Consider the following 25,166-nt stretch of genomic DNA (forward strand, 5'->3'; position numbering starts at 1 on the left):
GCCGTGCGCGGCGCGATGCCGCGCACGGCAGGGGCCCGTTCTCCCCGCATCCCTCACAGACGACAGGATCGACGTATGACCCAAGCCACGACGGCGGCGCAGAGGCGCCGCGCACAGCCGCTCCCTCGTCGGCTGTGGATCTGGGCGCGCGGCGGGGGCGTGACCACCTTCCTGTTCTTCGTCCCGCTGCTCTTCACGTTCGCGTACTTCGCCTGGTGGCCGATCCTCCGCAGCCTGGTGCTCGCACTGCAGAAGACGAATCTCGTCACTGAGCCCACCTGGGTGGGGCTGGAGAACTTCCAGCGCGTGCTCGCGGACCCGCTGCTGGGCACAGCCGTCGCGAACACGCTGCTCTTCGCGGGTCTCGCGATGCTCATCGGGTTCCCAGTTCCCGTGCTGCTCGCGACCTTCATGGCGGAGATGCGCCGCAGCCGGCAGTTCGCCAGCGTCCTCGCCTACCTGCCGGTGATCATCCCGCCCGTGGTCTCGGTACTGCTGTGGAAGCAGTTCTACGATCCGTCGCCCGACGGCCTCTTCAACTCGGTTCTCGGCCTGTTCGGCATCGGACCGCTGCCGTTCCTGCAGGACCCGAACACGGCGATGCTCGACATCGTCATCCAGGCGACCTGGGCCGGCTTCGGCCAGTCGACCATCATCTACCTCGCCGCACTGATGTCCGTCCCGCCCGAGCTCTACGAGGCATCTGAGATGGACGGCGCGAAGGTCGTCCGCCGCTTCTGGCACATCACCCTCCCGCAGATGCGCGGGATCATGCTCCTCATGCTGCTGCTGCAGATCATCGGCACGATGCAGGTGTTCACCGAGCCGTTCGTGATGACCGGCGGTGGCCCGGTCAATCGCACCACGACCGTGCTGATGCTCATCTACAACTACGCGTTCCAGCAGGGCGACTACGGCAAGGCGACCGCGCTGAGCCTTCTGCTCGCCGTCGTGCTCACCATCGTCTCCGCGGTCTATCTGCGGCTCACCCGGAGTTGGAGCAAGTCATGACCGACACCCTCGTGCCCCCGACCACCGAGGCCCTCGTCACCGGCCGTCCCGTCGACGAGACGATCACTCCCCGCAGGCGTCGGCGCAAGGACGACGAGCAGCAGGACAGGACCAACATCTCCGACCTCGAGCGTCGGAGCACCCGGGTCCGCGTCGGTCTGTGGATCCTCAACACCTTCCTGATCGTCGTCCTGATCGTCATCTCGGCCGGTCCGCTGCTGTGGCTGGCGAAGGCCTCCGTGTCCACGACGCAGGACATCCTGCGCGAGCCGTGGGCCTGGTGGCCCAGCGGCATCCAGTGGCACAACCTCGCAGACGCCTGGACCAAGATCAACATCGGCAAGTATCTGCTGAACACGGTGTGGATCGCGGCCGGGACCTGGTTCATCGGGATGCTGGTGGCCCTCACCGGCGCCTACGGGATCTCGATCCTGAAGCCCAAGTACGCGAAGGTCGTCAACGCCGGAGTGCTCGCGACGCTGTTCATCCCGGGCGTCGTCTCGCTCATCGCCCAGTACGTGACCGTGCTCGACATGCCGCTGCTGCACTGGAACCTCATCAACACCTTCTGGGCCGTGTGGCTGCCCAGCGCTGCGAGCGCCTTCAACGTGCTGCTGATCACACGGTTCTTCGACACGCTGCCGAAGGACGTGTTCGAGGCGGCGAAGATCGACGGGGCCGGTCCGTTCCAGATCTTCTGGAGGATCGTGCTTCCGATGTCGAAGCCCATCATCGGCGTCACCTCGCTGATCACGATCATCGGCGCCTGGAAGGAGTTCCTGTGGCCGCTGCTCGTGCTGCCCAGCCCGGATCTGCAGCCCCTGTCCGTGGGTCTGTACCGGATCACGGCCTCGGCGGAGATGAGCCTGCTGATGGCCGGCATGTTCATCTCGGTCATCCTGCCCGTCGTGCTGTTCCTCATCTTCCAGAAGCAGTTCCTGAAGAGCGCCGGCCAGGCCGGCGCGATCAAGGGCTGAGGCCATGACCCTGGAGATCTGGGCGGCCGTTCCGACGCCGTACGACGAAGCCGGGGAACTCGCCCTGGGGCAGGTCGCGGCGCAGGCGGAGCGCCTGGCCGCCGACGGCGTCGACGGCGTGTTCGTCGGCGGGACCACGGGCGAGTTCCCCTACCTGTCCGTCGGCGAGCGGAGAGCACTGGCAGAGGCATGGGCGCAGGCCCGAGGAGGTCTGCGGCTCGGCGTGCACGTGGGTGCGACGGATGTGCGGGATGCCGCTGCGCTCGCAGGGCATGCCGAGAGCGTCGGCGCCGATCTGGTCTCGACCGTCGCCCCCTACTACGGCCCGACCGGACTGACCGGCACCGTGGACTTCTTCGAGACCGTCGCCGCGGCGGCCCCGGGGACGCCGTTCTGCATCTATCACTTCCCCGGCATGACGGGCTCACGGGTGCCGATCGTCGACATCGTCGCGGCGGCGCGCACGCGCATCCCGACGCTGTCCTCCGTCAAGTTCACGGACGAGGATCTCTCGGCGTTCGCAGCCGTGCGCGCGTCGGGGGTCGAGGCGTACTTCGGTCGCGACGAGCTGCTGCCGGCGGCGTTGGCCATGGGGGCGAATCGGGTGATCGGCAGCCTCTACAACCTGCTGGCCCCGCAGGCGCGCCGCGTGCACGACGCGCTCGCCGCAGGGCACCTCGAGGAGGCGTTCGCACTGCACGAGCCGTTCCGCCGGATCGCGGTGGCCGCGGGGCGGCACGGCGGACCCGCGTTCGTGAAGGCGCTGATCAGCGCTCAGGGACCCGACCTCGGTGCGACGCGCACGCCGTGGGGCCCGCTCACCGAGAAGGACGCCGCGGCCGTCGTCGCATTCGTCTGAGGCCCCGGCCCCCTTCGGAGGGCCGGGGCCTCAGGTTGCGGATCAGAGCACCAGCACGCGAGCGTCTGGGCCCGCGGGGACCTCGATCACGAGATCGCCACCGCGCACGGCGACCGGCCATTCCGTGCCCGCGGCGGGGAACGTCGTGCGGACGGCGCCCCCGAGGCCGGGCAGAACGACCTGACCGGCGGCACCGCGCGACCAGACGCACAGGAACGTCTCCCCGCCGGAGCGCAGAGCCAAGGCGATCACGTCGTCGTCCCATCCCGGCAGGCCGAGGGGCCACGACGGCACGGCGCCGCTCAAGCGGTCGCGCCACGACGTGTGCAGCGTGACCGCTTCGCTCACCATTCGGGTCTGGTCCTCGCGCAGCTGCGGGAGGAAGCCGGAGAGCATGAATCGTCCTGCCAGGCCGTTCACGAGCGTCACCGCCGTCTCACCCGCAGACATGCCGGCAGCCGGATAGGCCCAGTTCCCGGCCTGCTCCGGCAGCACGCTCGCGGGCGCGGAGGCGGCGATCGGTGCATAGTGGACGGCATCCTGCTGATCGCTGGTGGACTGCTGGTGCGCCACGGAGAGCAGCGCGTAGTCCATCCGCATCGCGCCGGAGGCGCAGTTCTCGAACAGCACCTCGGGATGCCGGGCCTGCACATCGATCAGCCACGCGCGCAGCGCCCGCGTGTGCCCGAGCAGACCGGCGCCGGCACTCGTGGCGGCGTGGTCGGTGCCCACTCCGGGATTGATGTTGTAGTCCAGCTTGAAATACGACACCCCGAACTGCTCGACGAGCCGGTCGACCGTCTCGTCCAGATGCGCTCTGGCCGCAGGATGGCGCAGATCGAGGTGGAGGCGCTCCGACTCGATCACGCGCTCGCCGAAGCGTCGGAAGAACGCATCGTCGGGCAGGGACTGCGCTGCGGGGGAGTCCACGCCGACGATCTCCGGTTCGAGCCAGAGGCCGGCACCCATCCCGCGGCTGCGGATCTCGTCGATCACGGACGCGAGACCTCCCGTGAATCGGGACGGCGCCTCCGTCCACACGCCGATCGCCGACCAGTAGTCGGTGTCGTCGGTGAACCAGCCCGCGTCGATGCAGAAGACCTCGGTGCCGGCAGCTGCGGCGGCCTCGATCAACGGGAGCAGCTCCTCGGTGGATGGCTGACCCATGAGCGTGTTCATGTAGTCGTTGTAGACGACGGGAAGGGACTCGTCCGCGGGGCGCAGCAGCCGCAGGGCGCGTCGATAGCCGGCGAGCTCGGCGAAGACGGCGTCCCGCCCGCCGTCCGCGACGACGAGTCCCACCGGCACCGTCGTGAACGACATCCCCGGTTCGAGGCGCTCGGCGAACTGATGCTCCAGGTCGCCGGGGCCGGATGCCGCGATCACCACCGACGCTTCGGTCTGAGCGAGCTCCCAGCTCCAGCCCGCGCTGGTCTCCACCTGCCACGCGACTGACGGGCCCCCGTCGCGCACGATCGCCCCCGTCGGCAGGTACTCGCCGGTGGACCAGGCACCGTGGCTCGAGCGGACGAACCGCCCGCGGCCGTCCTGGCGGTGCGAGTCGAGTCCGAGGTCCGGCAGGACGTCGCCGAGCCCCTGCTCGTGCCATCGGCCCTCCGCCAGCCACTCGCTCTCGCCCCACAGCAGCCGCGCATCGGCGCGATCTGCGAGCTCGAGCGTGAGGGAACTCGCCGCGGTCAGGGTCCACGCGCGGTCGGAGAGGTTGTGGATCGTCTGCGTCCACTGCAGGCCGTCGCCGAGCGCACGCACAGATGTCGTGACCTCGAGACCGGTGGCGTCGTCGTGCTGGCGGATGCTCAGGTGAGAGGCATCCGCCTCATGCGAACGGTATCGAAGCCGCTCACCGGCGGCGGAGCGCACGAACGCCTGGCTGGTCCGCCGCCGGTGCTCGCCGGCGGTGAAGAGATCCACGATCGCGTGCGGCGCGACAGCGTTCTCTCCTCCGTCGATCGCCAGTGCGACGAGACTCACGGGCGCGTCGCCGGGCGCGGCGAACTCGAGAGCGAACCGCGACGTGGTCCATTCGATCCGCGTCATGCCCCGAACACCGCGTCGAGGAACTCCAGGTGCTTGAGCTGATGGGTCCACTGGCCGCCCTCATGACCGTTGTAGGGGTACACGTCGATGCGCTTGTCGTCGGAGCCGTAGGCGTTGAACTGCGCGAATACGGTGGACGGAGGGCACACCGCGTCGTAGAGCCCGACCGAGTACAGCGCCTTCGCGGTGGCACGGGCGGCGAAGTTGACGCCGTCGAAGTAGCTGAGCACGCGGAAGACGTCCTCCTCCTCGCCGCGACGCGTCTGCAGGTACCGTGCGAGCTCGTTGTACGGATTCGCATCGGTGATCCGCAGGGCGCGGCGGTAGTGGCTCAGGAAGGGCACATCGATCATCGCTCCCGCGAGCCCGTCGCTCAGGCCCGCGGCGGCGACGGCGATGCCGCCGCCCTGACTCCCTCCGGCCACGACCACGCGGTCCGGGTCGACGGCGTCATGACTGCGGGCGGCATCCACGGCGCGGACGGCGTCTGTGAACAGCCGGCGGTAGTAGTAGTCGTCCTGGTGCTCGAGCCCGGACGACATCTGCCCCGCGATGCGGGGACCGCTGCCGACCGGATCGGCGGTCGCTGAGGCGCTGCCGCCAGATCCCTGACCACGACTGTCCATCACGAACTGCCCGTACCCGGCGCTCGGCAGCAGGGTCCAGCTCTCCGGCACCGCCCTGCCGCCGCTGTAGCCGATGTAGCTCACGACGGTGCCACGGATGTCTCCGTGCGCCGGCCGGACGAACCAGCCCTTGATCGGGTGTCCGGCGAAGCCGGGGAACGTGACGTCCTCGACGATCAGGTTGCGCAGTGGCGAGTCGATCCGTTCGAACTGCGGCGCGCCGAACCCGCGGGCGTCCGCGATCGTGCGCTGCCAGAACGCGTCGAAGTCGGCTTCCTCCTCGCGGTCGGGGCGGTAGGCCTGAAGCTGCTCGAGGGGCATGTCGAACTGTGCCATGAATGGTCCTTCGGGTGATGGGGCGGGTTGTTCAGAGGCGGGCGCGCTGTGCGATGCGTGCGTGGTCCAGGCGGGAACCGGGGAGAACCGGGGCCAGGAGCTGGAGGCCGGCGCCGGCGGCGCGCACCACGTCGCCGTCGACGGCAGCCGTCACCACGGCATCGTCCAGAGGTGCAGCGCTCATGCGCAGCATCCCGGTCGCGAACGTCTCGCCCAGGTCCGACACGGTCAGGTCGCGAGGGGAGACGAGCCACGGCACGTCGATCACGATGTCATCGCCGGCCGTGACGGTCGCCCCGACCTCTGCGCCGTCGAAGCGGGCCGCGGCGAGGACCCAGTCCAGATGCAGTGCGGGAGTCTCGACCCGCACGCGCGAGACGTCGGCGACGCTCGCTCCTGCTGCCAGGGGCTCGCCGTCTACGCGGACGGCGTCGGCGGATGCCCCGCGGATCCGGAAGCGCACCCGCAGGTCGCTGGTGGGGACGGCAGCCCCGGCGGGGATCGCGTCGAGGTGGATGTGCTCGTCGCCGGACGGCGTCGCGAGCGCGAGCGCCCACAGTACGCGGCCACCCTCTTGCACCGAGCAGAACGAGCCGCCGGCGAAGCCGTGTCCGTCACGGACGACCTCGACACCGACGAACCGGGCGGGGCGCGTGATGTCCGTCGGGTCGTCTCCGGGCTCGACCCAGTACCCCAGCAGCGGCCGGCGCTGCAGCCAGGTGTCGGTGAAGTTCACGCTGCCGAGGCTGAGCGCGCCGTCCCGCCATGTCGCTCCGACCGTGGGCACCACGACGGAGGGCACGCCGGACGCGGCAGCCTCCGAGATGCCGGCGACCTGGCCCTCGATGTAGAAGGTCTCGGCGAACACTTCGCGCACGGTGTCGGTGGACGCCACGTGATCGAGCAGCGGGCGCAGGTCTGCGGGGATCCGGTAGTCGAGCACGGCATCCTGTACGAATTGGATGTCGGGCTCGAGGTCCGCCTTCTCGAGCAGCGGCCAGGTGTCGCCGGCCACGCGCTGCAGCACCGACAGCACGCTGGGACGCAGATGCAGGTCGGTGTCGTAGCAGCGCGCCATCGGTCCGCTCAGCTGCCCGGTGGCGGGGTGCCAGTGTCGCAGGAAGTGCTCCCAGGCGACGCGTTCGAGGTCCGCGGCGAGCGGATGCATGTCCACATCGTCGACGTACTGACGGATGCCGGTGAACGCCTGCAGCACGACGTGCCAGTAGGTGGGGGAGTTGTACTCGGCGAAGCTTCCCTGCGCGAGCAGCCGGGTGTGCAGGCGGGAGAGCCGCTCGCGGCCGTATTCCGCGATGGAGTCCTCGGACGTGATCTCCCCGGCGGCCAGAGTGACGAACGCGCCCTTCACGGCGATGTTCGTGTAGTCGAGATCGACATCGCGTCGGATGATCGAGCGCGCCGCGTGCACCAGTGCGGTCTCCGCACGGCCGCGCAGTTCGGGGGCGAGCGTCGCGCCATGACGGCGCAGGATGAGGATCAGGAACTCGCCGATGAAGTCGGCCCAGTTCCAGTCCGCCGGTGACATCTGCGCCGCCGGCTCCTCGGCCCAGTAGCCCCACAGTCCGTACGTCTCGCTGCGCGGATCGATGTCCTGCAGGTCGAGCACGGTGCTGAGGACGCGAGCGCCACGGTCGGAACGGCGCTCGCCGTCGACCATCTCGTCGCCGGCGGAAGCCAGCTCGAACAGCACGAGGGCGTAGGCGAGGCTCTCGCGGACACGATGCGCGCGTCCCGAGACGATGCGAGTGTGGATGGGGTTGTACTTGGCCTCGCTGAGCAGCAGGTCCCACTGCCGGTCGTACTCCGCGTCACCGGCGCGACGGGCGGCGTCGAGGGTCAGGGGGTCCGAGGTCTGGAGCCGGGTCGTCATGATCGTGCGCTTTCTGGAAGAGGGAGTCGGTCGAGGCCGTGCATCTGCAGGCCGAGGTCGTCGGCCTCCGCCAGCACTGCGGCGAGGCGATCGGGATGGATGTGGTTGGCCTGGCTGCGTGCTGCGATGTCATGCGCGTACAGCACGAGGGTCGCGTCCTGCTCGGCGGTCGCGCGGAGCAGCGAGCTGAGCACGTCGGTGTCAGCGAGATGGGCCTGTTCACCCCGGCCGGTGTCCATGCCGCGGCTCGGCAGCACCGGCGTCGGCCTGCTCATGATCGTTCGTGCGGCGACGTCCATGTCGCCGGTGCGTGCGCTGCCGGCGCGCATCCAGTCGAACAGCTGCCCCAGCACGGCATCCGACACGTCGTCGCGTCGGCTGTTCGGGTAGGCGAAGGAGCGGCCGCGCGCGCCGAGCGCGGAAAGGGCCTCGACGCTCGGCGTGATCTCGGCGCGCAGGTACTCCTCGGTGCCGAGATCGGCGATCGCCGCATCGGCGTCGAGGTGCCGAAGTCCGTGCGATCCCACGCTGTGTCCGTCGGCGAGCAGGGTGCGGATGCCGCGCTGCTCACCGGCATCCAGGAGGTCGGCCTCCACGACGAAGAAGGTGACGGTCGCTCCGACGCGGTCGAACAGCGGGCGCGCAGCCACCCAGGAGGCGACGTGCCGATCGTCGAACGTCAGCAGCAGCCGCCCGCTCACAGGGCCGCCTCACACAGGGCGACCCCGCGCCGGCCCTGCGCGTCGATGTGGTTGTGCACGATCTGCGTTCCGTCCGGCGTGAAGGCCGGATGCGGATGGAACGGATGCGGCGCGAAGCGGGTCTCGGCGACGACGGTGCGCGCACCCGTCGCCGTGTTGATGACGACGATCGAACTGCGATCCCCCGCATCAGCCCATCCACGGCCCGGCGCTGCAGCCGGACCCGTGGTGTCCACGACGACGCGTGTGCCGTCCCGGCTGATCCCGCAGTGCCAGTCGCGGTCCCCTGCGGAGATCAGCCGCGCCTCGGCGTCGACCGGCACCTCCCACACGCCACGCGGCGCGGGGCCCTCACCGTACGCGACGATGATCGCGCCGGGCCGATGGAACATCCAGCGCTCGTGCCCGGCCTGGAGCGGATCATCGTGGTCGGATGACAGGGCACGCTGATCGAACAGTGAGATCCCCTGCGGCGCCAGGCGCGGATGCACGCCCCACATGCGGTCGGGGATGCTCTCCGCCGGACCTTCGTGCGCGAACCCGACCCAGGCCGGGTCCGCCGGGCTGAGCTGGACATGGTTCGCCGTCCCGTGCAGCACGGTGCTGTTCTCGACGGAGCCGCTGCGCGCGTCGATCACGAGCAGCATCCTGCTGTCGCCACGCACCTCGATCGCAGCGATCCGCGTGCCGTCCGGCGAGATCGACACGAGGCCGTCGAAGGCGGCACCCTCAGCGGCGGTGCGGACCACACGGGGCCGGGGTGAGACATCCGACAGATCGAGGGTGAGGATGCGCCCCGCCCAGACGGTCGCGAGCAGCGGGACCTCGAGCGCCACATCGAACCACGGGATCGCGCCGGGGGCGGAGCCGATCCCGGCGAACTCGAGCAGCGGACGAGGCGTCGCGCCGACAGCCACATCGACGATGAGAAGGGCGTCGAGATCGGCGGAACCGACCACCATGCGCTCGCCGCCGGGAAGGAAGCCGTTGGTGTGCGGGTAGGCGCCGTAGACGCCGAGGGCGACGAAACCCTCCTTGGATGCGGCAGTCACCTGATCGCCTCTCTGCGCGTGTCCCGGCCAGTGCGACCACTCTAATTCAATTCAATTGAGTTAGTCCACCCCCGGGAGTAGTGAGCATCGGCGAGGATAGGACGATGAGTACCTCCTTCCCCGCAATCACCGCCGTCCGCAACGTCCGCCCCTGGGGAGGGGAGGCCAGTGACATCCTCATCGACGGCTCCGAGATCACGCAGGTCGTTCCCGCGACGGATGCTCCGATCGTGGAGACGGAGGTCGACGGCCGCGGCCTGCTGGCCATCCCCGGCCTCGTCAACACCCACGCGCACGTCGACAAGTCGTGGTGGGGTCACCCGTGGCAGTCCTACGGCGGCGAGGGCGGCACCGACGGCCGCATCCGTCACGAGCGCGCGCGGCGCGACGAGCTCGGCATCCCCAGCGTCGAGATCACTAGCGCCGTGCTGGCCGAGTTCGTCAAGACCGGAACCACCGAGATCCGCACGCACGTCGACGTCGACCTCGGGCTCGGACTGCGCGGCATCGAGGCCGTGCGCGAGGCCGTCGCCGCCTACGACGGCGCACTGGCCTGCGAGATCATCGCCTTCCCGCAGGACGGCGTGCTGCGCCGCCCCGGCGTTCTCGCCCTGCTCGAGGATGCCGCGAAGGCGGGCGTCGAGCACCTCGGCGGCCTCGACCCGGCCGGCATCGACCGGGACCCGGTCGGTCAGATCGACGCCATCCTCGGCCTCGCCGCCGAGTACGGCACCGGCGTCGACATCCACCTGCATGACGGCGGCTCGCTGGGCGCGTTCCAGTTCGACCTCATCATCGACCGCACCCGCACCCTCGGTCTGCAGGGCAAGGTCAACATCGCGCACGGCTTCGCGATCGTCGACCAGACCCCGCAGCGTCGCGCAGAGCTGCTGGCGCAGATGGCCGAGCTCGACATGACGATGACCACCGTCGCGCCGGTGCGGATGACGCAGTTCGGCCTGCACGAGTTCGACGACGCCGGCGTGCGCTTCGGCTTCGGCACCGACGGCATCCGCGACCTGTGGAGCCCGTACGGCACCGGTGACCTGATGGGCATCGCCTGGCAGTACGCCCGGGGATCCGGCATCGTCCGCGACGAGGACCTGCTGCGCGTGGTGCAGCTGGCCACCTCGGCGGCAGCGCCGTTCGCCGGCGTGGCGCAGAACGACCTGGCCGCGGGCTCGCGGGCCGACGTCGTGCTCATCGACGCAGAGAACCCGATGGACGCGCTGGTGCGTACGCTGCCGCGCGAACGCGTCATCGGCGGCGGGAAGCTGCTGTTCACGCGCTGAGCGCGCTTGCGGCATCCGACTTCCGCGTGACCTCGTGACTTCTGCGTGAGACCCGCGTTCTGCACACGGGTCTCACGCACAAGTCGGGATCTCGCACGGATGTCACGAGGATCTCGGCGCGCTCCTGCGAGGACCGGGCTCAGCCCCGGGGCTTCTCCGGCTCGGAGATGTCGGCGACGGTCGCGCCGTAGGCGGCGATGAGCGCGTCGGCGTCGACGAAGAGGCTGTAGCCGTGCGCACCGGCGCCCATCGCCACACGCTGCCCGACGATGGTCTCGTCGGCGTAGACCGGCCAGTCCGTGGTGCTGCCGACCGGCGTGATCGTGCCGCGCTCGTAGCCGGTGGCGGCCAGCGCCAGCTCGGCCTCGGGCAGGCGCAGCTTGTTCACGCCGACGACCGCGCGCAGCTTCGGCCAGGAGATCGAGCGCCCACCGGGCACCAGCGCGAACAGGTAGGTGTCATCCGAGCGCTTGACGACGAGCGTCTTGACGATGCCGGATGCCGGGATGCCGAGGATGTCCGCGGCCTCCTGGAGGCTGTTCGCCGCGGGGCGCTCACGGATCTCGATCTCGAGTCCGCGGGCGGCCGCGGCGTCGCGCACCCTCCGGTGCGGGTCTTCCGTCACGCGTTCGGCGGCGACAGCGGGTCGTCCGCGACCCAGAGCTCGTCATCGGCGCGCAGCGCCTGCCAGGCGGCGGCGATCACGCCGACAGCCGCGGCGACGCCGAGGATGATGGCGATGACGCGGCCGAGGCCGGGTCCGCTCTTCTCGGGGACGATGACCGCGTGGCGTGCGACACCCTGACGCTTGGCGTTGGCGACATCCCAGGCCGACAGCGCGGTGCCCACGACACCGCCCACGATCGGGACGACCTTGTCGTCGACCACGTGCCTGCCGAAGCGCACGCTCTGGTCGACCACCGGGGCGACCTTGCGGTTGTAGGTGTCCTGAACGACAGGGACGACCTGCTCGCGGTTGAAGTTGCCGAGCTGGCGGCCGGCCTCACGGGCCACGTCGGCGGCCTGACCGACGAGCACCTGCTGTGACTCCCACAGCTTGTTCGCGTCGTCCTGAAGTCGGCGCAGTTCCTTCTTGCGCTTGCGGCTGAGGTTCACGGTCTCTCCCGTCGATCGGAGTTCGTTGCCCCCATCCTGCCAGATGCATTCCGCAGGCGGCACAGAACCGGCCGCATTCAAAGCAACCTCTGCGAGAATGGAGGGCATGCCTCACGCTTCGCACGTCGCAACCCTGCACACCAACCACGGCGACATCGTCATCAACCTCTTCGGTGACCACGCGCCCAACACGGTCAAGAACTTCGTCGGCCTGGCCGACGGCACCGGCTCCTGGACCGACCCGGCGACCGGCAAGCCCGGCGAGGGCCCGCTGTACAAGGACGTCATCTTCCACCGCATCATCCCGAACTTCATGATCCAGGGCGGCGACCCGCTCGGCCAGGGTGTCGGCGGTCCCGGCTACACCTTCAACGACGAGATCAACATGGAGCTGAACTTCAACGCTCCCTACGTCCTCGCCATGGCGAACGCCGGCCTGCGCCGCAACGCCATCACCGGTCAGGCCGAGGGCACCAACGGCTCGCAGTTCTTCATCACCACCGACCCGACGCCGTGGCTGCAGGGCAAGCACACCATCTTCGGCGAGGTCGCCGATGACGCCTCCAAGGCCGTCGTCGACGCCATCGCCTCCGTGCCGACCGCTGCCGGTGACCGCCCGATCGAGCCGGTCGTGCTGCAGTCCGTCGACATCGTCGCCGCCTGATCGCACCCTCCGATCCGGATGTCGACGCCCGAGTTCACGGCCAACCGTGAGAACTTCTGCTACCGGCATCCGGATCGGCAGAGCTTCGTGCTCTGCCAGCGCTGCCTCCGCACGATCTGCCCTGAGTGCCAGACGCAGGCCCCGGTCGGTGTCATCTGCCCGGAGTGCCTGAAGGAGCAGCGCAAGGCCGAATCCCCCGCTCAGCGCCGCGCGCGCCGGCAGTGGGGCATGTCGCACGCCGGCGGCGGCAAGCCGATCGTCACCTACGCGATCATGGCGGTGACGAGCCTCGTCAGCCTGATCGCGATGATCCCCGGCATCGGCGACCAGATCACGGGTGCGCTGCTGTTCTCGGGCGTCTATCTGTACCCGAGCATCTCGCCCTACCCGTTCGAGCCGTGGCGTCTGTTCACGGTGATGCTCGTGCACGGCGGCTTCATCCACCTCGCCCTGAACATGCTGGCGCTGTGGATGATCGGCCGCAGCCTCGAGCCGATGCTCGGACGATGGCGCTATCTGACGCTCTACCTGATCAGCGGCCTCGGCGGATCGGTCGCCGTGGCCTGCCTCGCCCCGACCCAGGCCACCGTCGGCGCCTCCGGGGCGATCTTCGGCCTCATGGCCGCACTGCTGATCGTCGGCCGCCACCTCGGGGCGAACGTCACCGGCATCCTCGTGATCCTGGTGATCAACTTCGCCTGGGGCTTCACCATGGGCGGCATCTCCTGGCAGGCGCACCTCGGCGGCGCGCTGGTCGGTGCCCTGGTGGCGTTCATCTTCACGCGCACCAAGCGTCCGAAGCAGCGGAACCTGCAGATCGCGCTGCTCGCTGCGGTCGTCGTGGCGCTGCTCGTCATCGTCGCCTTCGTGCCCCCGGCGCTCATCCTCAGCGGCGTCTTCGGCTGACTCCCCGAGTTATCCACAGGGTTGTGCACAGCATGGGGAGAATTACACACATGTGATTCCACAGTCTGCAGATACGAAGAGACCCCCTCATCGAGGGGGTCTCTTCGTATCTCGAGGCGGATGCCGGTCAGCGCCAGCGTGTGGTCATGAGGAAGCCGATCAGGGCGATGCCCAGACCGATGGCGAGGTTCCAGGCGCCGATGCCGGGAACGGGGAACTGCTGACCGGAGATGTAGTACACCAGGATCCAGACCAGGCCGAGCAGCATGAAGCCGACCATGACGGGCTTGAACCAGACGGCGTTGGGGGCGTCATCGCCCTCGGCGCGCTCGACGGCGGGCTCTTCGGGTTTGGGGGAACGTGCCATGGGGACAGTCTACCTGGGCGTTCCGGGCGCTTTCACGCCCCGGATTAGACTTCCGATCATGACCGCAGCACCGCCCCGACGTCGCTCGCGTGCGACGTTCGCGAGCGTTCTCGGCGAGCTGCTGCTGACCGCCGGGGCGCTGGTGCTGCTGTTCGTGGTGTGGCAGCTCTGGGTCGGCGACATCATCATCGGGGCGCAGAACAACGAGAAGGGCGCCGCGCTGTCGCAGGAGTGGGATCGGATGCCCGTTCCCGACCCTCCGCAGCCCACCGAGGGCCCCGACGGCACGCTCGTCGTACCGCCCCCCGTCCATCCGCATCCGGCCGACGCCGAGATCTTCGCCAACATGCACATCCCCCGGTTCGGCGACGACTACGACGTGAACATCGCCGGCGGCACCAGCCGTGCCCGCACCCTCGACAAGATCGGCATCGGCCTGTACACCGAGTCGAAGATGCCCGGTGAGGTCGGCAACTTCTCCCTCGCCGGCCACCGCACGACCTGGGGCAAGCCGTTCAACAAGATCGACAAGCTGAAGCTGAACGACGCGATCGTCGTCGAGACCCGCGACGGCTGGTACACCTACCGGTTCCGCACGCTGGAGTATGTCGAGCCCACGCAGACCGACGTCCTCCTCGATGTGCCGCAGATGCCCGAGCTCTCCACCGGCGAGCGGTACATCACCCTCACCGCCTGCTCGCCGCTGTACTCGCTGGCGGAGCGGATCGTCGCCTACGGCGTGTTCGAGGGCTTCCAGCCCCGCGCCGACGGCCCGCCCGCATCCTTGGCGCCGGTCGAGGTCGCCACCTCCTCGGCCGAAGGAGCCCGCTGATGTACGCCGCCCTGTGGCGCCTGCTGCCCGGACCCTGGTGGGTACGGGTGCTGATTCTGCTCGTCGTGCTGGGCGCCGTGCTCTATGGCCTGTTCTTCTACGTGTTCCCGTGGGTGAGCCCGTTCATCACGCCCGGCGAGGTCGACCTCGGATGAGTGCGCGGATCCTCGTCGTGGACAACCACGACAGCTTCGTGCACACGCTCATCGGCTACCTGCGCGAGCTCGGCGCCGAGGTGACGATGATCGAGGCGGATGCCGGTGACGTCTCGTTCTTCGCCGAGCGGCTCGACGCCTACGACGGGGTGCTCATCTCCCCCGGGCCGGGCGAACCGGCCGATGCCGGGGCATCGGTCGACATCGTCCGCCTCGCGGCTGAGCGAAGGATGCCGCTGCTCGGCGTGTGCCTCGGGCATCAGGCGATCGGCGCCGCCCACGGAGCGCCGATCGTGGCCGCACCCGAGCTCATGCACGGCATGGTGTCGGAGGTGCACCATGACGGGACAGGGCTGTTCACCGGCATCCGGTCACCCTTCGCCGCCGGGCGCTACCACTCGCTCGCGCTCGACGAGGCGGACCTGCCGCCCGAGATCCGCGTGACCGCTCGCACGGCGAACGGCACGGTGATGGGCATCGCGCACGAGAGCCTGCCGATCGCCGGGGTGCAGTTCCACCCCGAGAGCATCCTCACCGAGAGCGGTCACCGGCTGCTGGGCAACTGGCTGGAGAGCCTCTGAGCCCTTCGACAGGCTCAGGGACCCAAGGTCACTGGTCGCCGCTGCAGTACTTCAGCTCGACGGTGGTGCCGATCGCGACGTCGCCGGGCGCCACCGACATCGTCGACACGGTCGGCGGGTCGGAACCAGGGCAGCTGTCGTCCTTCACCGGCTTCGCGGTCATCCCCAGCGTCTCGAGCTGGGCCGTGGCAGCGTCGACGGTCCAGCCGGTGAGGTTGTCGACGGTCATCACGCCGCTCGCCACCACGAGGTCGACGACGGTCTTCGGCGGCACCTGGGTGTCGGCCTTCTGGCTCGCCTCCAGCACCGTGCCGGCCTTCGCCGTCGGGTCGTTCTGCTGACGCACCTCGCCGAAGACGAGCCCGGCGCCCTCGATCGCCTGCCGTGCGGCGTCCTGCGAGAGACCCTCCAGCACGGGCACGGTGACCAGTTCGGCACCCGTGGACACGTAGATCGTCACGGTCTCGCCGGCGTTCAGGGTCTGACCGGCCTCAGGGTCGGTGCGGAACACATGGTCCTTCTCGACCTCGGAGTTCGGCTCCTGAACGACCTTCGCGAACAGGTCGAGGTCTTCGAGCTGTCCCTGCGCGGACGTCATGGTCTGGTCGATCAGGTTCGGCACCGTGCGCGAGGTGCTCGGCACCTCCGGCGGCCGCATGCTCATGCTGATCACCCAGAACAGCACCGAGACCAGTAGCACGGCGAGCAGTGCGACACCGGCCCAGATCCACGCCACCGGCGGGCCGGACTGCGTGCGGGTCATGGTGGTGTCGGTGCTCAGCTGCCGCAGTGAGCGGGCCGTCTCCTGCGCCTGGCGCGGGTTCGGGCCGTACAGCTCGCTGGTGAGCGCGCCGATCTCCTTCTTGCTCGGCGCGCGGCCGGTGACGGCGCTGTCGAGCGACTTGCGGAAGCTGGCGGCATCCGGGAAGCGCTGGTACGGGTCCTTCGCCATCGCGCGCAGCACGATGGCATCCAGGCCGGCCGGCACGAGCTCGTTCACCTCGGTCGGCGGAACCGGCGTCTCGCTGACGTGCTGGTACGCGACGGCGACCGGGGAGTCGCCGCGGAACGGCTGACGGCCGGTCAGCATCTCGTACAGCACGACGCCGGCGGAGTACAGATCGGTGCGCGCGTCGACCGGCTCGCCCTTGGCCTGCTCCGGAGAGAAGTACGCGGCGGTGCCGATGATCTGCGTGGTCTCTGCGACCGTCGACGACGAGTCGGACACCGCGCGGGCGATGCCGAAGTCCATCACCTTGACCGCGCCGGTTTCGGTGATCATCACGTTGCCGGGCTTGATGTCGCGGTGCACCACGCCGGCGCGATGCGAGTAGTCCAGCGCCTCGAGGATGCCGTCCATGTAGCGCACGGCCACCTCGGCCGGCACCGGGCCCGCGGCGATGATGTCCTTCAGCAGCGTGCCGTGCACGAGCTCCATGACGATGTAGGGCGGTTCCCCTGCCGTGTCGCCGTCGGAAGGGTCGCCGGCGTCGAAGACGCGAACGATCGACGGGTGCGACATCCGCGATGCGGCCTGGGCCTCGAGCCGGAACCGGGTGCGGAACGCGGCATCCCTGGCCAGCTCGGGGTCGAGGATCTTGATCGCGACCTGGCGGCCCAGGGTCAGGTCGTACCCGCGGTACACCTTCGCCATGCCGCCGTGACCGATGATCTCATCGACGCGGTAGCGATCGGCGAGGATTCGCGGCTCTCCTGACACGGGCTGCTTCCCCTCTGCGATGATCTCTGACTGCGTGATGACCTCTGTGACGACTGATCCAGGTTAACCCGCGGGCGGCGGGTCCTCGGTATCGTCGCCCTGACCGTCGCCGACGGCCGGCTGGATCGCGCTGGACTGGCCGGCCGGAGACGCGTCGGAGGGTCGGTTGTCGCAGTAGGCGACGAACGTGGCCGAGACCGTCTGACCCGCGGAACCGGCGATCGGCGTGATCTGAGCCGAAGTGACGTCGCCGCCGAAGCTGCGCTTCGTCGATCCGTCGTCGAACGTCGCGTTCGTGATCGTCACGTCGTACGCGGTGTTGCCGCCGGTGCCGGAGGGGCAGCTGAAGGCCCAGTTGACGGTGCCGGGCTGGCCCTCGGTGAGCGTGCCGGAGAACGTCGGCGCAGACGGCTGGCCGATGGCGACCATGTCCTTGTACAGCGTCAGCGTGATGATCGCATCCAGAGGAACAGTGCCGGTCGGGTTGACGCTCTGCACGGTGCCGACCTGCTCCGGAGAGGTGGCCGGGGTGTTGCCGGTGGTGCAGTTGGCCTCGAGGCCTGCCGCTTCCACCTTCGCCCTGGCATCGTCGCAGCTGAGGCCGACCAGGCCACCCGGGACGTCGGCGCGCGTGGGAGCCTCGGTCGTGGGCGGCGGCGTCGTCGGCGTCGTGGGCGGCGGTGCGCTGGTGCTGGAGTCCGTCGGGTCGGGCGTGCCCTGGTTGTTGAACAGCGCGAACAGCGTGCCGCCGAGCACGAGCAGCAGCAGCACGATCAGCGCGATGAGCGGCCACGTCCACGGGCTGCGCTTCTTCTTCTCGGCCTCCTCGGCCGCCTCCTCCGCGGGCAGCGGAGCGGTGGTCGGCATGATGCTGGTCGAGTCGTCCACGCCGAGGATGCGGGTCGCGTCGTCGGCACCGGCTGCCGCGACGCCGGCCGCGATGGCCGGCACCGCGATCGCTGCGGAGTTCAGGTCGCCGCGGCGCAGCGCCTGCGCGGCACGGGCCACGGTGGCGGCGGACGACGGCCGATCGGCCGGCTTCTTGGCGATCATCGCCATCACGAGGTTCTGCACCGGCTGCGGCACGGTCGCCGGCAGCGGCGGGGGCTGCTCGTTGATCTGCGCCATCGCGATGGCCACCTGGGACTCGCCGGTGAACGGGCGCTTGCCGGCCAGGCATTCGTAGGCGACGATGCCGAGAGAGTAGATGTCGGTCGCCGGGGATGCCGGGTGGCCGGAGGCCTGCTCGGGCGACAGGTACTGCACCGTGCCCATCACCTGGCCCGTGGCGGTCAGCGGCACCTGGTCGGCGATGCGTGCAATGCCGAAGTCGGTGATCTTCACCCGCCCGTCGGGCGTGATCAGCAGGTTCCCGGGCTTGATGTCACGGTGCACGAGGCCGGCGGCGTGCGCGGCCTGCAGCGCCGAGGCGGTCTGCGCGACGATGTCGAGGGTCTTGTCGGCGCTCAGCGCGCCGTCGCGCTCGAGCACGGTCGAGAGGGCCTCGCCGGGCACGAGCTCCATCACCAGGTAGGCGGAGCCGTTCTCCTCGCCGTAGTCGAACACGCTCGCGATGCCCTCGTGGTTGACGAGCGCGGCGTGACGGGCCTCGGCGCGGAAGCGCTCGAGAAAGCCCGGATCGCCCATGTACTCGTCTTTGAGGATCTTGATGGCGACGGTGCGTCCGATGACGTGATCCGTCGCCTCCCACACCTCGCCCATGCCGCCGATCGCGATCCGCGACTGCAGCTCGTAGCGACCACCGAACGACACACCCTGCGTCGGCCTCATCTGCCCAGCACCGCCTCTATGACCTTCTTCGCAATCGGAGCGGCGATCGCATCGCCGGATCCGGACTGACCCTTACCACCGCCGTCTTCCACGACGACTGCAACCGCTACCTCAGGATTCTCCGCGGGGGCGAATCCCGTGAACCACAGGGTGTACGGCCGTTTGGGACCGTTCTCCGCCGTGCCCGTCTTACCGGCCACATCGACCCCGTCTATTCTTGCATTCCGCGCGGCGCCGTCCCTGACGCTCGCGACCATCGCCGCGGTCACCGCCGCCGCCGTGTCCTTGTCGACGGCCTGGCCGTACTCGGTGTCGTCGTACTCGCGGTGCACGGCGAAGTCATCGCCGATCACGGCATCCACCATCCGCGGGTTCATCACGACACCGCCGTTGCCGAGACCCGCCGACACCATCGCCATCTGCAGCGGCGTTGCGGTGACCTGTCCCTGGCCGAAGCCGGTGAGCGCGGTCTGCGCGTCGTCGAGCCCGCTGGGGTAGCTGGAGGGCGTCGACTTCAGCGGCGTCTCGAAGGCGCTGTTGAACCCGAAGGCTTCTGCGGCCTCGCGGATGCGCTTGTCGCCGAGCTCGACCGCGAGCTCGGCCATCGGGATGTTGCAGCTGAGGCGGATCGCCTCTGCGAGCGTCACGGTCGCACCGGGACCGCAGGTGCCTCCCCAGGCGTTGGAGATCACGGTCTCGGTGCCGGGCAGCGTGTACCGAGCGGGGTTGGGGAAGGTGGACTGCATCGTGTAGTCGCCGCCGTTCACCGCGGCCGCCGCGACGACGACCTTGAACGTGGAACCGGGCGGGTTGAGGGTGCCGCCGATCCCCCGGTTGTACATCGGATTCTGCGGATCGTCGTCGAGCGCGTCGTAGGCCGCGTTGGCGGCATCCGCGTCGTGCACCGCGAGCGTGTTCGTGTCGAAGCTGGGCGTCGACACCATCGCGAGGACGCGGCCGGTCTTCGGCTCGATCGCGACGACCGCACCCTGCAGGTCGCCCATCGCATCCCAGGCGGCCTTCTGCACCACGGGGTCGAGGCTGAGCTCGACGCTGAAGCCCTGCTGCGGCTGGCCGGAGAAGATCCGCTCGACCTCGGCGAAGAACGCGCTCGACCCGGTGCCGGAGAGCTCGGTGTTCAGCGCCTTCTCGATGCCGGTGGCCGAGCCGAGGGCGGGGTTGAAGTACCCGGTCACGGGAGCCCACATCGGGGCATCCTTGTAGACCCGCTGGTACTGGTACCTGTCATCCACCGGAGTCGACGAGGCGATCGCCTCGCCGCCTGCGATGATCGCGCCGCGCTGGATCTGATAGCTGTCCAGCCGCGTGCGGGTGTTCTCCGGGTTCTGTGCGAGCGTGTCGGCCTCGACCACCTGGATCCAGCTGGTCGCGACGAACAGTGCGAGGAACATCGCGAGCATGACGATCGCGAGACGGCGCAGCTCCTTGGTCATCCGATCACCACCCGGGGCTGGCGGCGCACGCCGTCGCTGATGCGCAGCAGCAGCGCGACGATGAGCCAGTTCGCGACCAGCGACGAACCTCCTGCGGCGAGGAACGGCGTGGTCAGACCGGTCAGCGGGATCACGCGGGTGACGCCGCCGACCATGATGAACACCTGCAGGGCGATCGTGAACGACAGTCCGATCGCGAGCAGCTTGCCGAAGTCATCCTGCCCGGCGAGTCCGATGCGGATGCCGCGGCTGACGAACACCATGTACAGGCAGAGGATGGCGAACAGGCCGACGATGCCGAGTTCCTCACCCAGACTGGGGATGATGAAGTCGCTGTGCGCGAGCGGGGTGATGTCGGGGCGTCCCTGTCCCCACCCGGTGCCGATCAGGCCGCCGTGTGCGAGGCCGAAGATGCCCTGCACGAGTTGGTAGCTGCCGCCCAGGCTCTCGATGAGCGCCGGGTCGAACGCGTGCAGCCAGGCGTTGAAGCGCCCCTGCACGTAGGACAGCACCTGCGCGGCGAGGAAGACGCCGATCGCGACGCCGGCCAGTCCGATCAGCACCCAGCTGGTCTTGCCGGTGGCCACGTAGAGCATCGCGATGAACATGCCGAAGATCAGCATTCCGGTGCCGAGGTCGCGCTGCACGACGATGATGCCCAGCGACACCAGCCACACCACGATCACAGGTCCCAGGTCGCGCATGCGCGGCCAGGTGATGCCGAGGAACTTCTTGCCCACCGAGGCCAGGCTGTCGCGGGTGCGCACCAGGTAGCCGGCGAAGAAGATGGCCAGGCAGATCTTGGCGAGCTCGCCGGGCTGGAACGAGAACAGGCCGCCGAGCGACACCCAGACCTGGGCGTTCGCATCGGGGATGCGCAGCCCCGGGATGAAGGGCAGGATCAGCAGCACGATTCCGGCGAGGCCGAAGATGTAGGTGTACCGGTAGAGCACGCGGTAGTTGCGCAGCGCGATCACGAGCGCGATCGCGAGGGCGATCGAGATCGCCGTCCACACCAGCTGCTTGTTCGAGTACGCCGCCCAGCCGATGAGCTTCTCGGCGATGTCGAGGCGGTAGATCATCGCGATGCCGAGCCCGGTGAGCAGGGTCGCGATGGGCAGCACGAAGGGATCGGCGTCGGATGCCACGACGCGCAGCACGATGTGCAGGGCGAACACCAGCACCGCCAGACCGCCGCCGATCACGAGGATCATGGGGTCGATGCGGTCCAGCGCGCCGAGCTGCACGAGAGTGAGCGCGAGGCCCGAGATCGCGCAGGCGAACAGCAGCAGCCAGAACTCGCGGTTGCGCTGGGTCTGCGGCTGGCGGATCTTCTTCAGCGCCTTGACGACGCTGGTGTCCGCGGTGACGTCGGTCATGATGCCGGCTCCTCACTGGGAGTCGGGGTCGGCGTGGGCGCCGGGGTCTCTCCGGTGACCTCCTCGGCGCTCACGCGCAGGCGGTTCACGATCGCCTCGGCATCCGACAGCGAGCGGGCGTTGATCGTGCGCTCGACGGCGGAGCGCTGGTACGGCGGCAGGTCGGCGAGCAGGATCTCGGTGTCTTCGATCTCGGTCGAGAGGCTGATCGGACCGATGCTCTGCTGCACGCCGCGGAAGATGACGACGCTGTCGTCGTCGGCGCCGACGAAGTAGCGCGTCTGGGTCCAGTTGTAGGCGACGACGCCGGCACCCACGAGCAGGCCGATCGCGGCCACCAGTGCGGCGATCCAGCCGATCCGCCGGCGGCGGGAGCGGCGCTTGTCCTCCTCGATGAGCTCCTCGAGGTAGTCGGCGGCCGGCTCGAAGTGGGTGGGCTCGTTGGCGGCCTGGCGCACCGGGTGCAGCCAGCCGGTCAGCGACGACCGCGCGGCGGGCACGATGATGCCCTGCGGGTTGGCGGCGGAGCCGACCACGGTGGGCGTGCCCGACGAGAGCGGGTGCGCACCGCCGACGTCGACCATCACGATGGTCACGTTGTCGGGGGCGCCGCCGTCGAGCGCCTGCTTGAGCAGGATGTCGCTGGTGCGACCGGGTGCGAGACCGAGGCGCATGGCCTTGGCGATGTGCAGCTCGTCCACGACGCCGGAGAGGCCGTCGGAGCAGAGCAGCCAGCGGTCGCCCGGATGCGTGGGCATGACGAACATGTCCAGCTCGGGGTCGATGTCCATGTCGCTGAGCACGCGCATGAGCACGGAGCGGCGCGGGTGGTAGCGGGCCTCTTCGGGCGTGATGCGGCCCGAGTCGACCAGGCGCTGCACGAAGGTGTGGTCGGCCGAGATCTGGGTGAGCTCGTCGTCGCGGAACAGGTAGATGCGCGAGTCGCCGATGTGGCCGATGACGGCGTAGTCGTCGACCATGATGATCGCGCTGAGCGTGGTTCCGAGGCCCGCGAGCTCGGGGCGATCCTTCGAGGCGCGCACCAGGTCGGACGCCGCGGTGGTGGCTGCGGCCTGCAGTTCGGCCTGCGCGTCGTCGGTGGACTCGTAGGCGTGGTCGAGGCCCTCGATGCGGTGGATGGCGATGCTCGAGGCGACGTCTCCGCCGGCGTGGCCGCCCATGCCGTCGGCGACGACGAACAGGTTGGCTCCGGAGTATCCGGAGTCCTGGTTGTTGGAGCGGACCTTCCCGGTGTGGGAGATCGCTGCGCTCGAGCCCTCGAAGACCATGTCCGCGGTCAGGCTCGCAGCTCGAAGGTCGTGGCTCCCACCTTGATGGGGGTGCCGATCGCGATCGGGACGGGAGGACCGGCGAGGCGCTGGCCGTTCAGATAGGTGCCGTTGGTGGACTCCAGATCCTGGATGGTCCAGGTGCCGCCGCGCGGGACGAGGCGGGCGTGGTGGCTGGAGGTGTAGTCGTCACGGATGACGAGGCCGGATTCGCTGGAGCGCCCGATGCTCAGCGGCTCGGTGCCCAGCGGCACCTCGAGTCCCGCCTTCGGTCCGGAGGTGATGACGAGCTTCGTCGCCGTCGAGGTGGTGGCCGGTCCCGTCGAGCGCGCCTTGGCGGGCGCCGCGGGAGCGGGAGTCGCGGATGCCGCCGCCTCGCCGGCCGGCAGCTTGCGCACTCGCACGCCGAACAGGTCGGCACGCAGAGAGTAGATGACTCCGAAGACGAAGAACCACAGCAGTACGAGGAAGGCGATGCGCAGCAGAAGGAGGACGAGTTCGCTCATCGGATCACCGGTTCCTGAGCGAGCGGGGAGGCGAGCGTCGCCCTGAGCGAGCGGAGCGAGACGAAGGGACGAAGGGCGCTCACGAGATCGTGCCCATCGCGCGGGTGGCGTCGTCGCGGCCGGCGACGGGGACCACGCGGAAGGTGAGGTCGGTGCGTCCGATCATGAAGGTCGTCTCGGGCGGCAGCGCCGCCTCGCGGATCTTCTGGCCGTCGATCTTGGTGCCGTTGGTGGAGCCGAGGTCGCGCAGCAGGGCGCGCTCTCCGTCCCAGAGGATCTCGGCGTGCTTGCGGCTGGAACCGGCATCCGAGATGGTGACGTCTGCGTCGCTGCCGCGGCCGATGACCGTGCGCGCCTTGGTGAGCGGGTGCCGGCGTCCGCCGACCTCGACGACGCCCTGCCAGGAGACCTTGCCCTGCACGGAGCCGGAGTCGACGTGCACGGTGCCGGTGGTGAGCTTCTCGTCGGCCTCGAGATGGATGGAGAGCGGGCCGGCGAAGCTGTAGCCCTGCGCGGTCGCGTGCGAGGTCATCAGTCCGAGCAGCTCGTCGGTGAGAGCACCGCCGAGCGCGTGCATCCGCTGGGCGTCGTCGGAGGCGAGGTGCACGACGTAGTCGTTGGGCGCGATGATGCGGTCGCGGCTGACGACCGCGGCCTTTGTGTCGGCCTCGCGGCGGAGGGCCGAGGCGATCTCGACCGGCTGGACGCCGCTGCGGAAGGTCTTCGCGAACGCGCCGTTCACGGCGCGCTCGAGACCCTTCTCGAAGCTGTCAAGTAGTCCCACTGGGCTCCTAAGGCATGGCTGACCGGTAGGGACATCGTAGCCAGCCCGGCTGAGTGAACGCCTCTGCCCGCGGTCGTGGCGCGGATCGGCGCGCGAGAACAGGACATTCCGCGGGAACAGGACGTTTGTCGAGATCTCGTCCTGTTCTGGGCGTTCCTCCTGTTCTGGAGCGGCACCTGCCAGGGCTCCGATGTGTTCATCGGCGCCGAAAACGCATGTTAGGCTTGTGCGGTTGGTTCGTCACGGACCGACATGCGCGAGTGGCGGAATAGGTAGACGCGCTGGCTTCAGGTGCCAGTGCCTGCAAGGGCGTGGGGGTTCAAGTCCCCCCTCGCGCACCAATGGTGTGTTTAGGAAACTAGACAGATCCGTTTACGAAACCGGCCCGGTTCCATTTAGGAAACCGGGCCGGTTTCGTTTTGTGCGGGCTGACCGGGGGTTCCTCACACGGCTGTTCGTCCTCAGCCCGCTTACCTCCACCTCCCGTGTCGCCGCAGAACCTTGCGTTGGCGCGCTAAGGTCACGGCAGAGGAACGCCGGTCCGCGCAACTGATTGCGGGGGTTGCCGCCCAGACCCAAGTCTGTTGCCGCTCCTTGTCGCTCTCTTATGGCAGGAGAAGTACGCAGGTGACGAAGCCCGAAGAGCCCACCCCGACGGAGGCGCCCGCTCCTGAAGCCAAACCACCGAAGACACGGACAGCAAGGCCGGTCGGGTCGGACTTTGAAGCGCCCCGGGTTCGGTGGAGGCTCTCAACTCACGGAGGATAAGAGTCATGGCAGCACCGAAGAAGTACCCGGACGAGTTGCGTGAGCGCGCGA

At 69.1% G+C, this 25,166-nt stretch carries 24 protein-coding genes and 1 tRNA gene; 10 read left to right on the forward strand and 15 right to left on the reverse strand.

The window, feature by feature from the left end; all coding sequences use genetic code 11:
• Positions 1 to 75: 75 nt before the first annotated feature.
• Genes DY023_RS00310 through DY023_RS00320 form a run of 3 tightly spaced genes read left to right on the forward strand, consistent with a single transcriptional unit; the run spans position 76 to position 2,847 of the window.
• Entirely contained in the window at positions 76 to 1,011 is a 936-nt protein-coding gene (locus DY023_RS00310; RefSeq protein ID WP_116240352.1) for a carbohydrate ABC transporter permease, read from the forward strand.
• Entirely contained in the window at positions 1,008 to 1,988 is a 981-nt protein-coding gene (locus DY023_RS00315) for a carbohydrate ABC transporter permease (RefSeq protein WP_116240353.1), read from the forward strand. The genes DY023_RS00310 and DY023_RS00315 overlap by 4 nt, the downstream gene beginning before the upstream one ends.
• 4 nt (positions 1,989 to 1,992) lie before the next feature.
• On the forward strand, positions 1,993 to 2,847 hold the full coding sequence (locus DY023_RS00320) for a dihydrodipicolinate synthase family protein (RefSeq protein WP_116240354.1): 855 nt from the start codon (positions 1,993 to 1,995) through the stop codon (positions 2,845 to 2,847).
• Positions 2,848 to 2,889: 42 nt separating this feature from the next.
• Here the strand turns inward: DY023_RS00320 and DY023_RS00325 are convergent, their stop codons facing one another.
• The 5 genes from DY023_RS00325 to DY023_RS00345 are packed head-to-tail and all read right to left on the reverse strand — an operon-like array spanning position 2,890 to position 9,511.
• Positions 2,890 to 4,905, reverse strand: coding sequence for a glycoside hydrolase family 36 protein (locus tag DY023_RS00325; protein ID WP_116240355.1), 2,016 nt, complete (start codon positions 4,903 to 4,905; stop codon positions 2,890 to 2,892).
• Entirely contained in the window at positions 4,902 to 5,867 is a 966-nt protein-coding gene (locus tag DY023_RS00330; protein ID WP_116240356.1) for an acetylxylan esterase, read from the reverse strand. Before DY023_RS00330 ends, DY023_RS00325 begins: the two co-directional genes overlap by 4 nt.
• 31 nt (positions 5,868 to 5,898) lie before the next feature.
• Positions 5,899 to 7,758 carry a hypothetical protein gene (locus DY023_RS00335; RefSeq protein WP_116240357.1) on the reverse strand — a complete coding sequence of 620 codons (1,860 nt, stop codon included), beginning with the start codon at positions 7,756 to 7,758 and terminating at the stop codon, positions 5,899 to 5,901.
• Positions 7,755 to 8,459 carry a polysaccharide deacetylase family protein gene (locus tag DY023_RS00340; RefSeq protein WP_116240358.1) on the reverse strand — a complete coding sequence of 235 codons (705 nt, stop codon included), beginning with the start codon at positions 8,457 to 8,459 and terminating at the stop codon, positions 7,755 to 7,757. Before DY023_RS00340 ends, DY023_RS00335 begins: the two co-directional genes overlap by 4 nt.
• On the reverse strand, positions 8,456 to 9,511 hold the full coding sequence (locus tag DY023_RS00345) for a hypothetical protein (RefSeq protein WP_116240359.1): 1,056 nt from the start codon (positions 9,509 to 9,511) through the stop codon (positions 8,456 to 8,458). Before DY023_RS00345 ends, DY023_RS00340 begins: the two co-directional genes overlap by 4 nt.
• 104 nt (positions 9,512 to 9,615) lie before the next feature.
• Between DY023_RS00345 and DY023_RS00350 the strand changes: the two genes are divergently transcribed.
• Positions 9,616 to 10,803: an amidohydrolase family protein gene (locus DY023_RS00350; protein WP_116240360.1), complete on the forward strand. Its 1,188-nt coding sequence runs from the start codon at positions 9,616 to 9,618 to the stop codon at positions 10,801 to 10,803.
• Between the two features lie 139 nt (positions 10,804 to 10,942).
• Here DY023_RS00350 and DY023_RS00355 read toward each other — a convergent pair whose 3' ends face one another.
• Positions 10,943 to 11,428 (reverse strand): aminoacyl-tRNA deacylase, encoded by a 486-nt coding sequence (locus tag DY023_RS00355; protein ID WP_245958513.1) that lies wholly within the window; start codon positions 11,426 to 11,428, stop codon positions 10,943 to 10,945.
• Positions 11,425 to 11,919, reverse strand: coding sequence for a DNA helicase (locus DY023_RS00360; protein ID WP_116240361.1), 495 nt, complete (start codon positions 11,917 to 11,919; stop codon positions 11,425 to 11,427). The genes DY023_RS00355 and DY023_RS00360 overlap by 4 nt, the downstream gene beginning before the upstream one ends.
• A 106-nt stretch (positions 11,920 to 12,025) precedes the next feature.
• Here DY023_RS00360 and DY023_RS00365 point away from each other — a divergent pair, with 106 nt between their 5' ends.
• Positions 12,026 to 12,583, forward strand: coding sequence for a peptidylprolyl isomerase (locus DY023_RS00365; RefSeq protein WP_116240362.1), 558 nt, complete (start codon positions 12,026 to 12,028; stop codon positions 12,581 to 12,583).
• Between the two features lie 18 nt (positions 12,584 to 12,601).
• Positions 12,602 to 13,489: a rhomboid family intramembrane serine protease gene (locus DY023_RS00370; RefSeq protein WP_116240363.1), complete on the forward strand. Its 888-nt coding sequence runs from the start codon at positions 12,602 to 12,604 to the stop codon at positions 13,487 to 13,489.
• Positions 13,490 to 13,616: 127 nt separating this feature from the next.
• Here DY023_RS00370 and DY023_RS00375 read toward each other — a convergent pair whose 3' ends face one another.
• Complete coding sequence (locus tag DY023_RS00375; RefSeq protein WP_116240364.1) at positions 13,617 to 13,856, reverse strand: cell division protein CrgA; 240 nt, start codon at positions 13,854 to 13,856, stop codon at positions 13,617 to 13,619.
• A gap of 58 nt (positions 13,857 to 13,914) precedes the next feature.
• On the opposite strand from DY023_RS00375, the gene DY023_RS00380 reads away from it, so the two are divergent.
• From DY023_RS00380 to DY023_RS00385, 3 genes are read left to right on the forward strand one after another with little or no spacing between them, the layout of a single operon-like run.
• Positions 13,915 to 14,688, forward strand: a complete 774-nt coding sequence (locus tag DY023_RS00380) for a class E sortase (RefSeq protein ID WP_116240365.1) — start codon at positions 13,915 to 13,917, stop codon at positions 14,686 to 14,688.
• Positions 14,688 to 14,843, forward strand: a complete 156-nt coding sequence (locus tag DY023_RS17850; protein WP_181905657.1) for a hypothetical protein — start codon at positions 14,688 to 14,690, stop codon at positions 14,841 to 14,843. The genes DY023_RS00380 and DY023_RS17850 overlap by 1 nt, the downstream gene beginning before the upstream one ends.
• Positions 14,840 to 15,424 (forward strand): anthranilate synthase component II, encoded by a 585-nt coding sequence (locus DY023_RS00385; RefSeq protein WP_116240366.1) that lies wholly within the window; start codon positions 14,840 to 14,842, stop codon positions 15,422 to 15,424. Before DY023_RS17850 ends, DY023_RS00385 begins: the two co-directional genes overlap by 4 nt.
• A gap of 28 nt (positions 15,425 to 15,452) precedes the next feature.
• Here the strand turns inward: DY023_RS00385 and pknB are convergent, their stop codons facing one another.
• The 7 genes from pknB to DY023_RS00420 all read right to left on the reverse strand — a co-directional run bounded on the left by pknB (position 15,453) and on the right by DY023_RS00420 (position 24,347).
• Positions 15,453 to 17,144: a Stk1 family PASTA domain-containing Ser/Thr kinase gene (pknB, locus tag DY023_RS00390; RefSeq protein ID WP_116240367.1), complete on the reverse strand. Its 1,692-nt coding sequence runs from the start codon at positions 17,142 to 17,144 to the stop codon at positions 15,453 to 15,455.
• 63 nt (positions 17,145 to 17,207) lie between these two features.
• Positions 17,208 to 18,935 (reverse strand): serine/threonine-protein kinase, encoded by a 1,728-nt coding sequence (locus DY023_RS00395; protein WP_116240368.1) that lies wholly within the window; start codon positions 18,933 to 18,935, stop codon positions 17,208 to 17,210.
• Complete coding sequence (locus tag DY023_RS00400) at positions 18,932 to 20,389, reverse strand: penicillin-binding transpeptidase domain-containing protein (protein WP_116240369.1); 1,458 nt, start codon at positions 20,387 to 20,389, stop codon at positions 18,932 to 18,934. Before DY023_RS00400 ends, DY023_RS00395 begins: the two co-directional genes overlap by 4 nt.
• Positions 20,386 to 21,768, reverse strand: coding sequence for an FtsW/RodA/SpoVE family cell cycle protein (locus DY023_RS00405; protein WP_181905658.1), 1,383 nt, complete (start codon positions 21,766 to 21,768; stop codon positions 20,386 to 20,388). The genes DY023_RS00400 and DY023_RS00405 overlap by 4 nt, the downstream gene beginning before the upstream one ends.
• The gene (locus DY023_RS00410; protein WP_116240371.1) at positions 21,765 to 23,057 is read right to left on the reverse strand and encodes a PP2C family protein-serine/threonine phosphatase; all 1,293 of its coding nucleotides are present in this window, start codon (positions 23,055 to 23,057) and stop codon (positions 21,765 to 21,767) included. The genes DY023_RS00405 and DY023_RS00410 overlap by 4 nt, the downstream gene beginning before the upstream one ends.
• 8 nt (positions 23,058 to 23,065) lie before the next feature.
• The gene (locus DY023_RS00415) at positions 23,066 to 23,563 is read right to left on the reverse strand and encodes an FHA domain-containing protein FhaB/FipA (protein ID WP_116240372.1); all 498 of its coding nucleotides are present in this window, start codon (positions 23,561 to 23,563) and stop codon (positions 23,066 to 23,068) included.
• A gap of 79 nt (positions 23,564 to 23,642) precedes the next feature.
• Positions 23,643 to 24,347 (reverse strand): FHA domain-containing protein, encoded by a 705-nt coding sequence (locus tag DY023_RS00420; protein WP_116240373.1) that lies wholly within the window; start codon positions 24,345 to 24,347, stop codon positions 23,643 to 23,645.
• A 254-nt stretch (positions 24,348 to 24,601) separates the two neighbouring features.
• Here DY023_RS00420 and DY023_RS00425 point away from each other — a divergent pair.
• A tRNA-Leu gene (locus DY023_RS00425) sits at positions 24,602 to 24,688 on the forward strand.
• The last annotated feature ends 478 nt before the right edge of the window (positions 24,689 to 25,166 follow it).

Source organism: Microbacterium bovistercoris (genome assembly GCF_003387575.1).
GTDB classification, from domain to species: domain Bacteria; phylum Actinomycetota; class Actinomycetes; order Actinomycetales; family Microbacteriaceae; genus Microbacterium; species Microbacterium bovistercoris.

Coding starts and splice junctions, on each gene's coding strand:
- DY023_RS00335 (WP_116240357.1), bottom strand. CDS start 7,758: ATGACGACCCGGCTCCAGACCTCGGACCCCCTGACCCTCGACGCCGCC.
- DY023_RS00380 (WP_116240365.1), top strand. CDS start 13,915: ATGACCGCAGCACCGCCCCGACGTCGCTCGCGTGCGACGTTCGCGAGC.
- DY023_RS00315 (WP_116240353.1), top strand. CDS start 1,008: ATGACCGACACCCTCGTGCCCCCGACCACCGAGGCCCTCGTCACCGGC.
- DY023_RS00370 (WP_116240363.1), top strand. CDS start 12,602: ATGTCGACGCCCGAGTTCACGGCCAACCGTGAGAACTTCTGCTACCGG.
- DY023_RS00330 (WP_116240356.1), bottom strand. CDS start 5,867: ATGGCACAGTTCGACATGCCCCTCGAGCAGCTTCAGGCCTACCGCCCC.
- DY023_RS00310 (WP_116240352.1), top strand. CDS start 76: ATGACCCAAGCCACGACGGCGGCGCAGAGGCGCCGCGCACAGCCGCTC.
- DY023_RS00325 (WP_116240355.1), bottom strand. CDS start 4,905: ATGACGCGGATCGAATGGACCACGTCGCGGTTCGCTCTCGAGTTCGCC.
- DY023_RS00405 (WP_181905658.1), bottom strand. CDS start 21,768: ATGACCGACGTCACCGCGGACACCAGCGTCGTCAAGGCGCTGAAGAAG.
- DY023_RS00375 (WP_116240364.1), bottom strand. CDS start 13,856: ATGGCACGTTCCCCCAAACCCGAAGAGCCCGCCGTCGAGCGCGCCGAG.
- DY023_RS00400 (WP_116240369.1), bottom strand. CDS start 20,389: ATGACCAAGGAGCTGCGCCGTCTCGCGATCGTCATGCTCGCGATGTTC.
- DY023_RS00385 (WP_116240366.1), top strand. CDS start 14,840: ATGAGTGCGCGGATCCTCGTCGTGGACAACCACGACAGCTTCGTGCAC.
- DY023_RS00320 (WP_116240354.1), top strand. CDS start 1,993: ATGACCCTGGAGATCTGGGCGGCCGTTCCGACGCCGTACGACGAAGCC.
- DY023_RS00365 (WP_116240362.1), top strand. CDS start 12,026: ATGCCTCACGCTTCGCACGTCGCAACCCTGCACACCAACCACGGCGAC.
- DY023_RS17850 (WP_181905657.1), top strand. CDS start 14,688: ATGTACGCCGCCCTGTGGCGCCTGCTGCCCGGACCCTGGTGGGTACGG.
- DY023_RS00350 (WP_116240360.1), top strand. CDS start 9,616: ATGAGTACCTCCTTCCCCGCAATCACCGCCGTCCGCAACGTCCGCCCC.
- DY023_RS00410 (WP_116240371.1), bottom strand. CDS start 23,057: ATGGTCTTCGAGGGCTCGAGCGCAGCGATCTCCCACACCGGGAAGGTC.
- DY023_RS00395 (WP_116240368.1), bottom strand. CDS start 18,935: ATGAGGCCGACGCAGGGTGTGTCGTTCGGTGGTCGCTACGAGCTGCAG.
- DY023_RS00415 (WP_116240372.1), bottom strand. CDS start 23,563: ATGAGCGAACTCGTCCTCCTTCTGCTGCGCATCGCCTTCCTCGTACTG.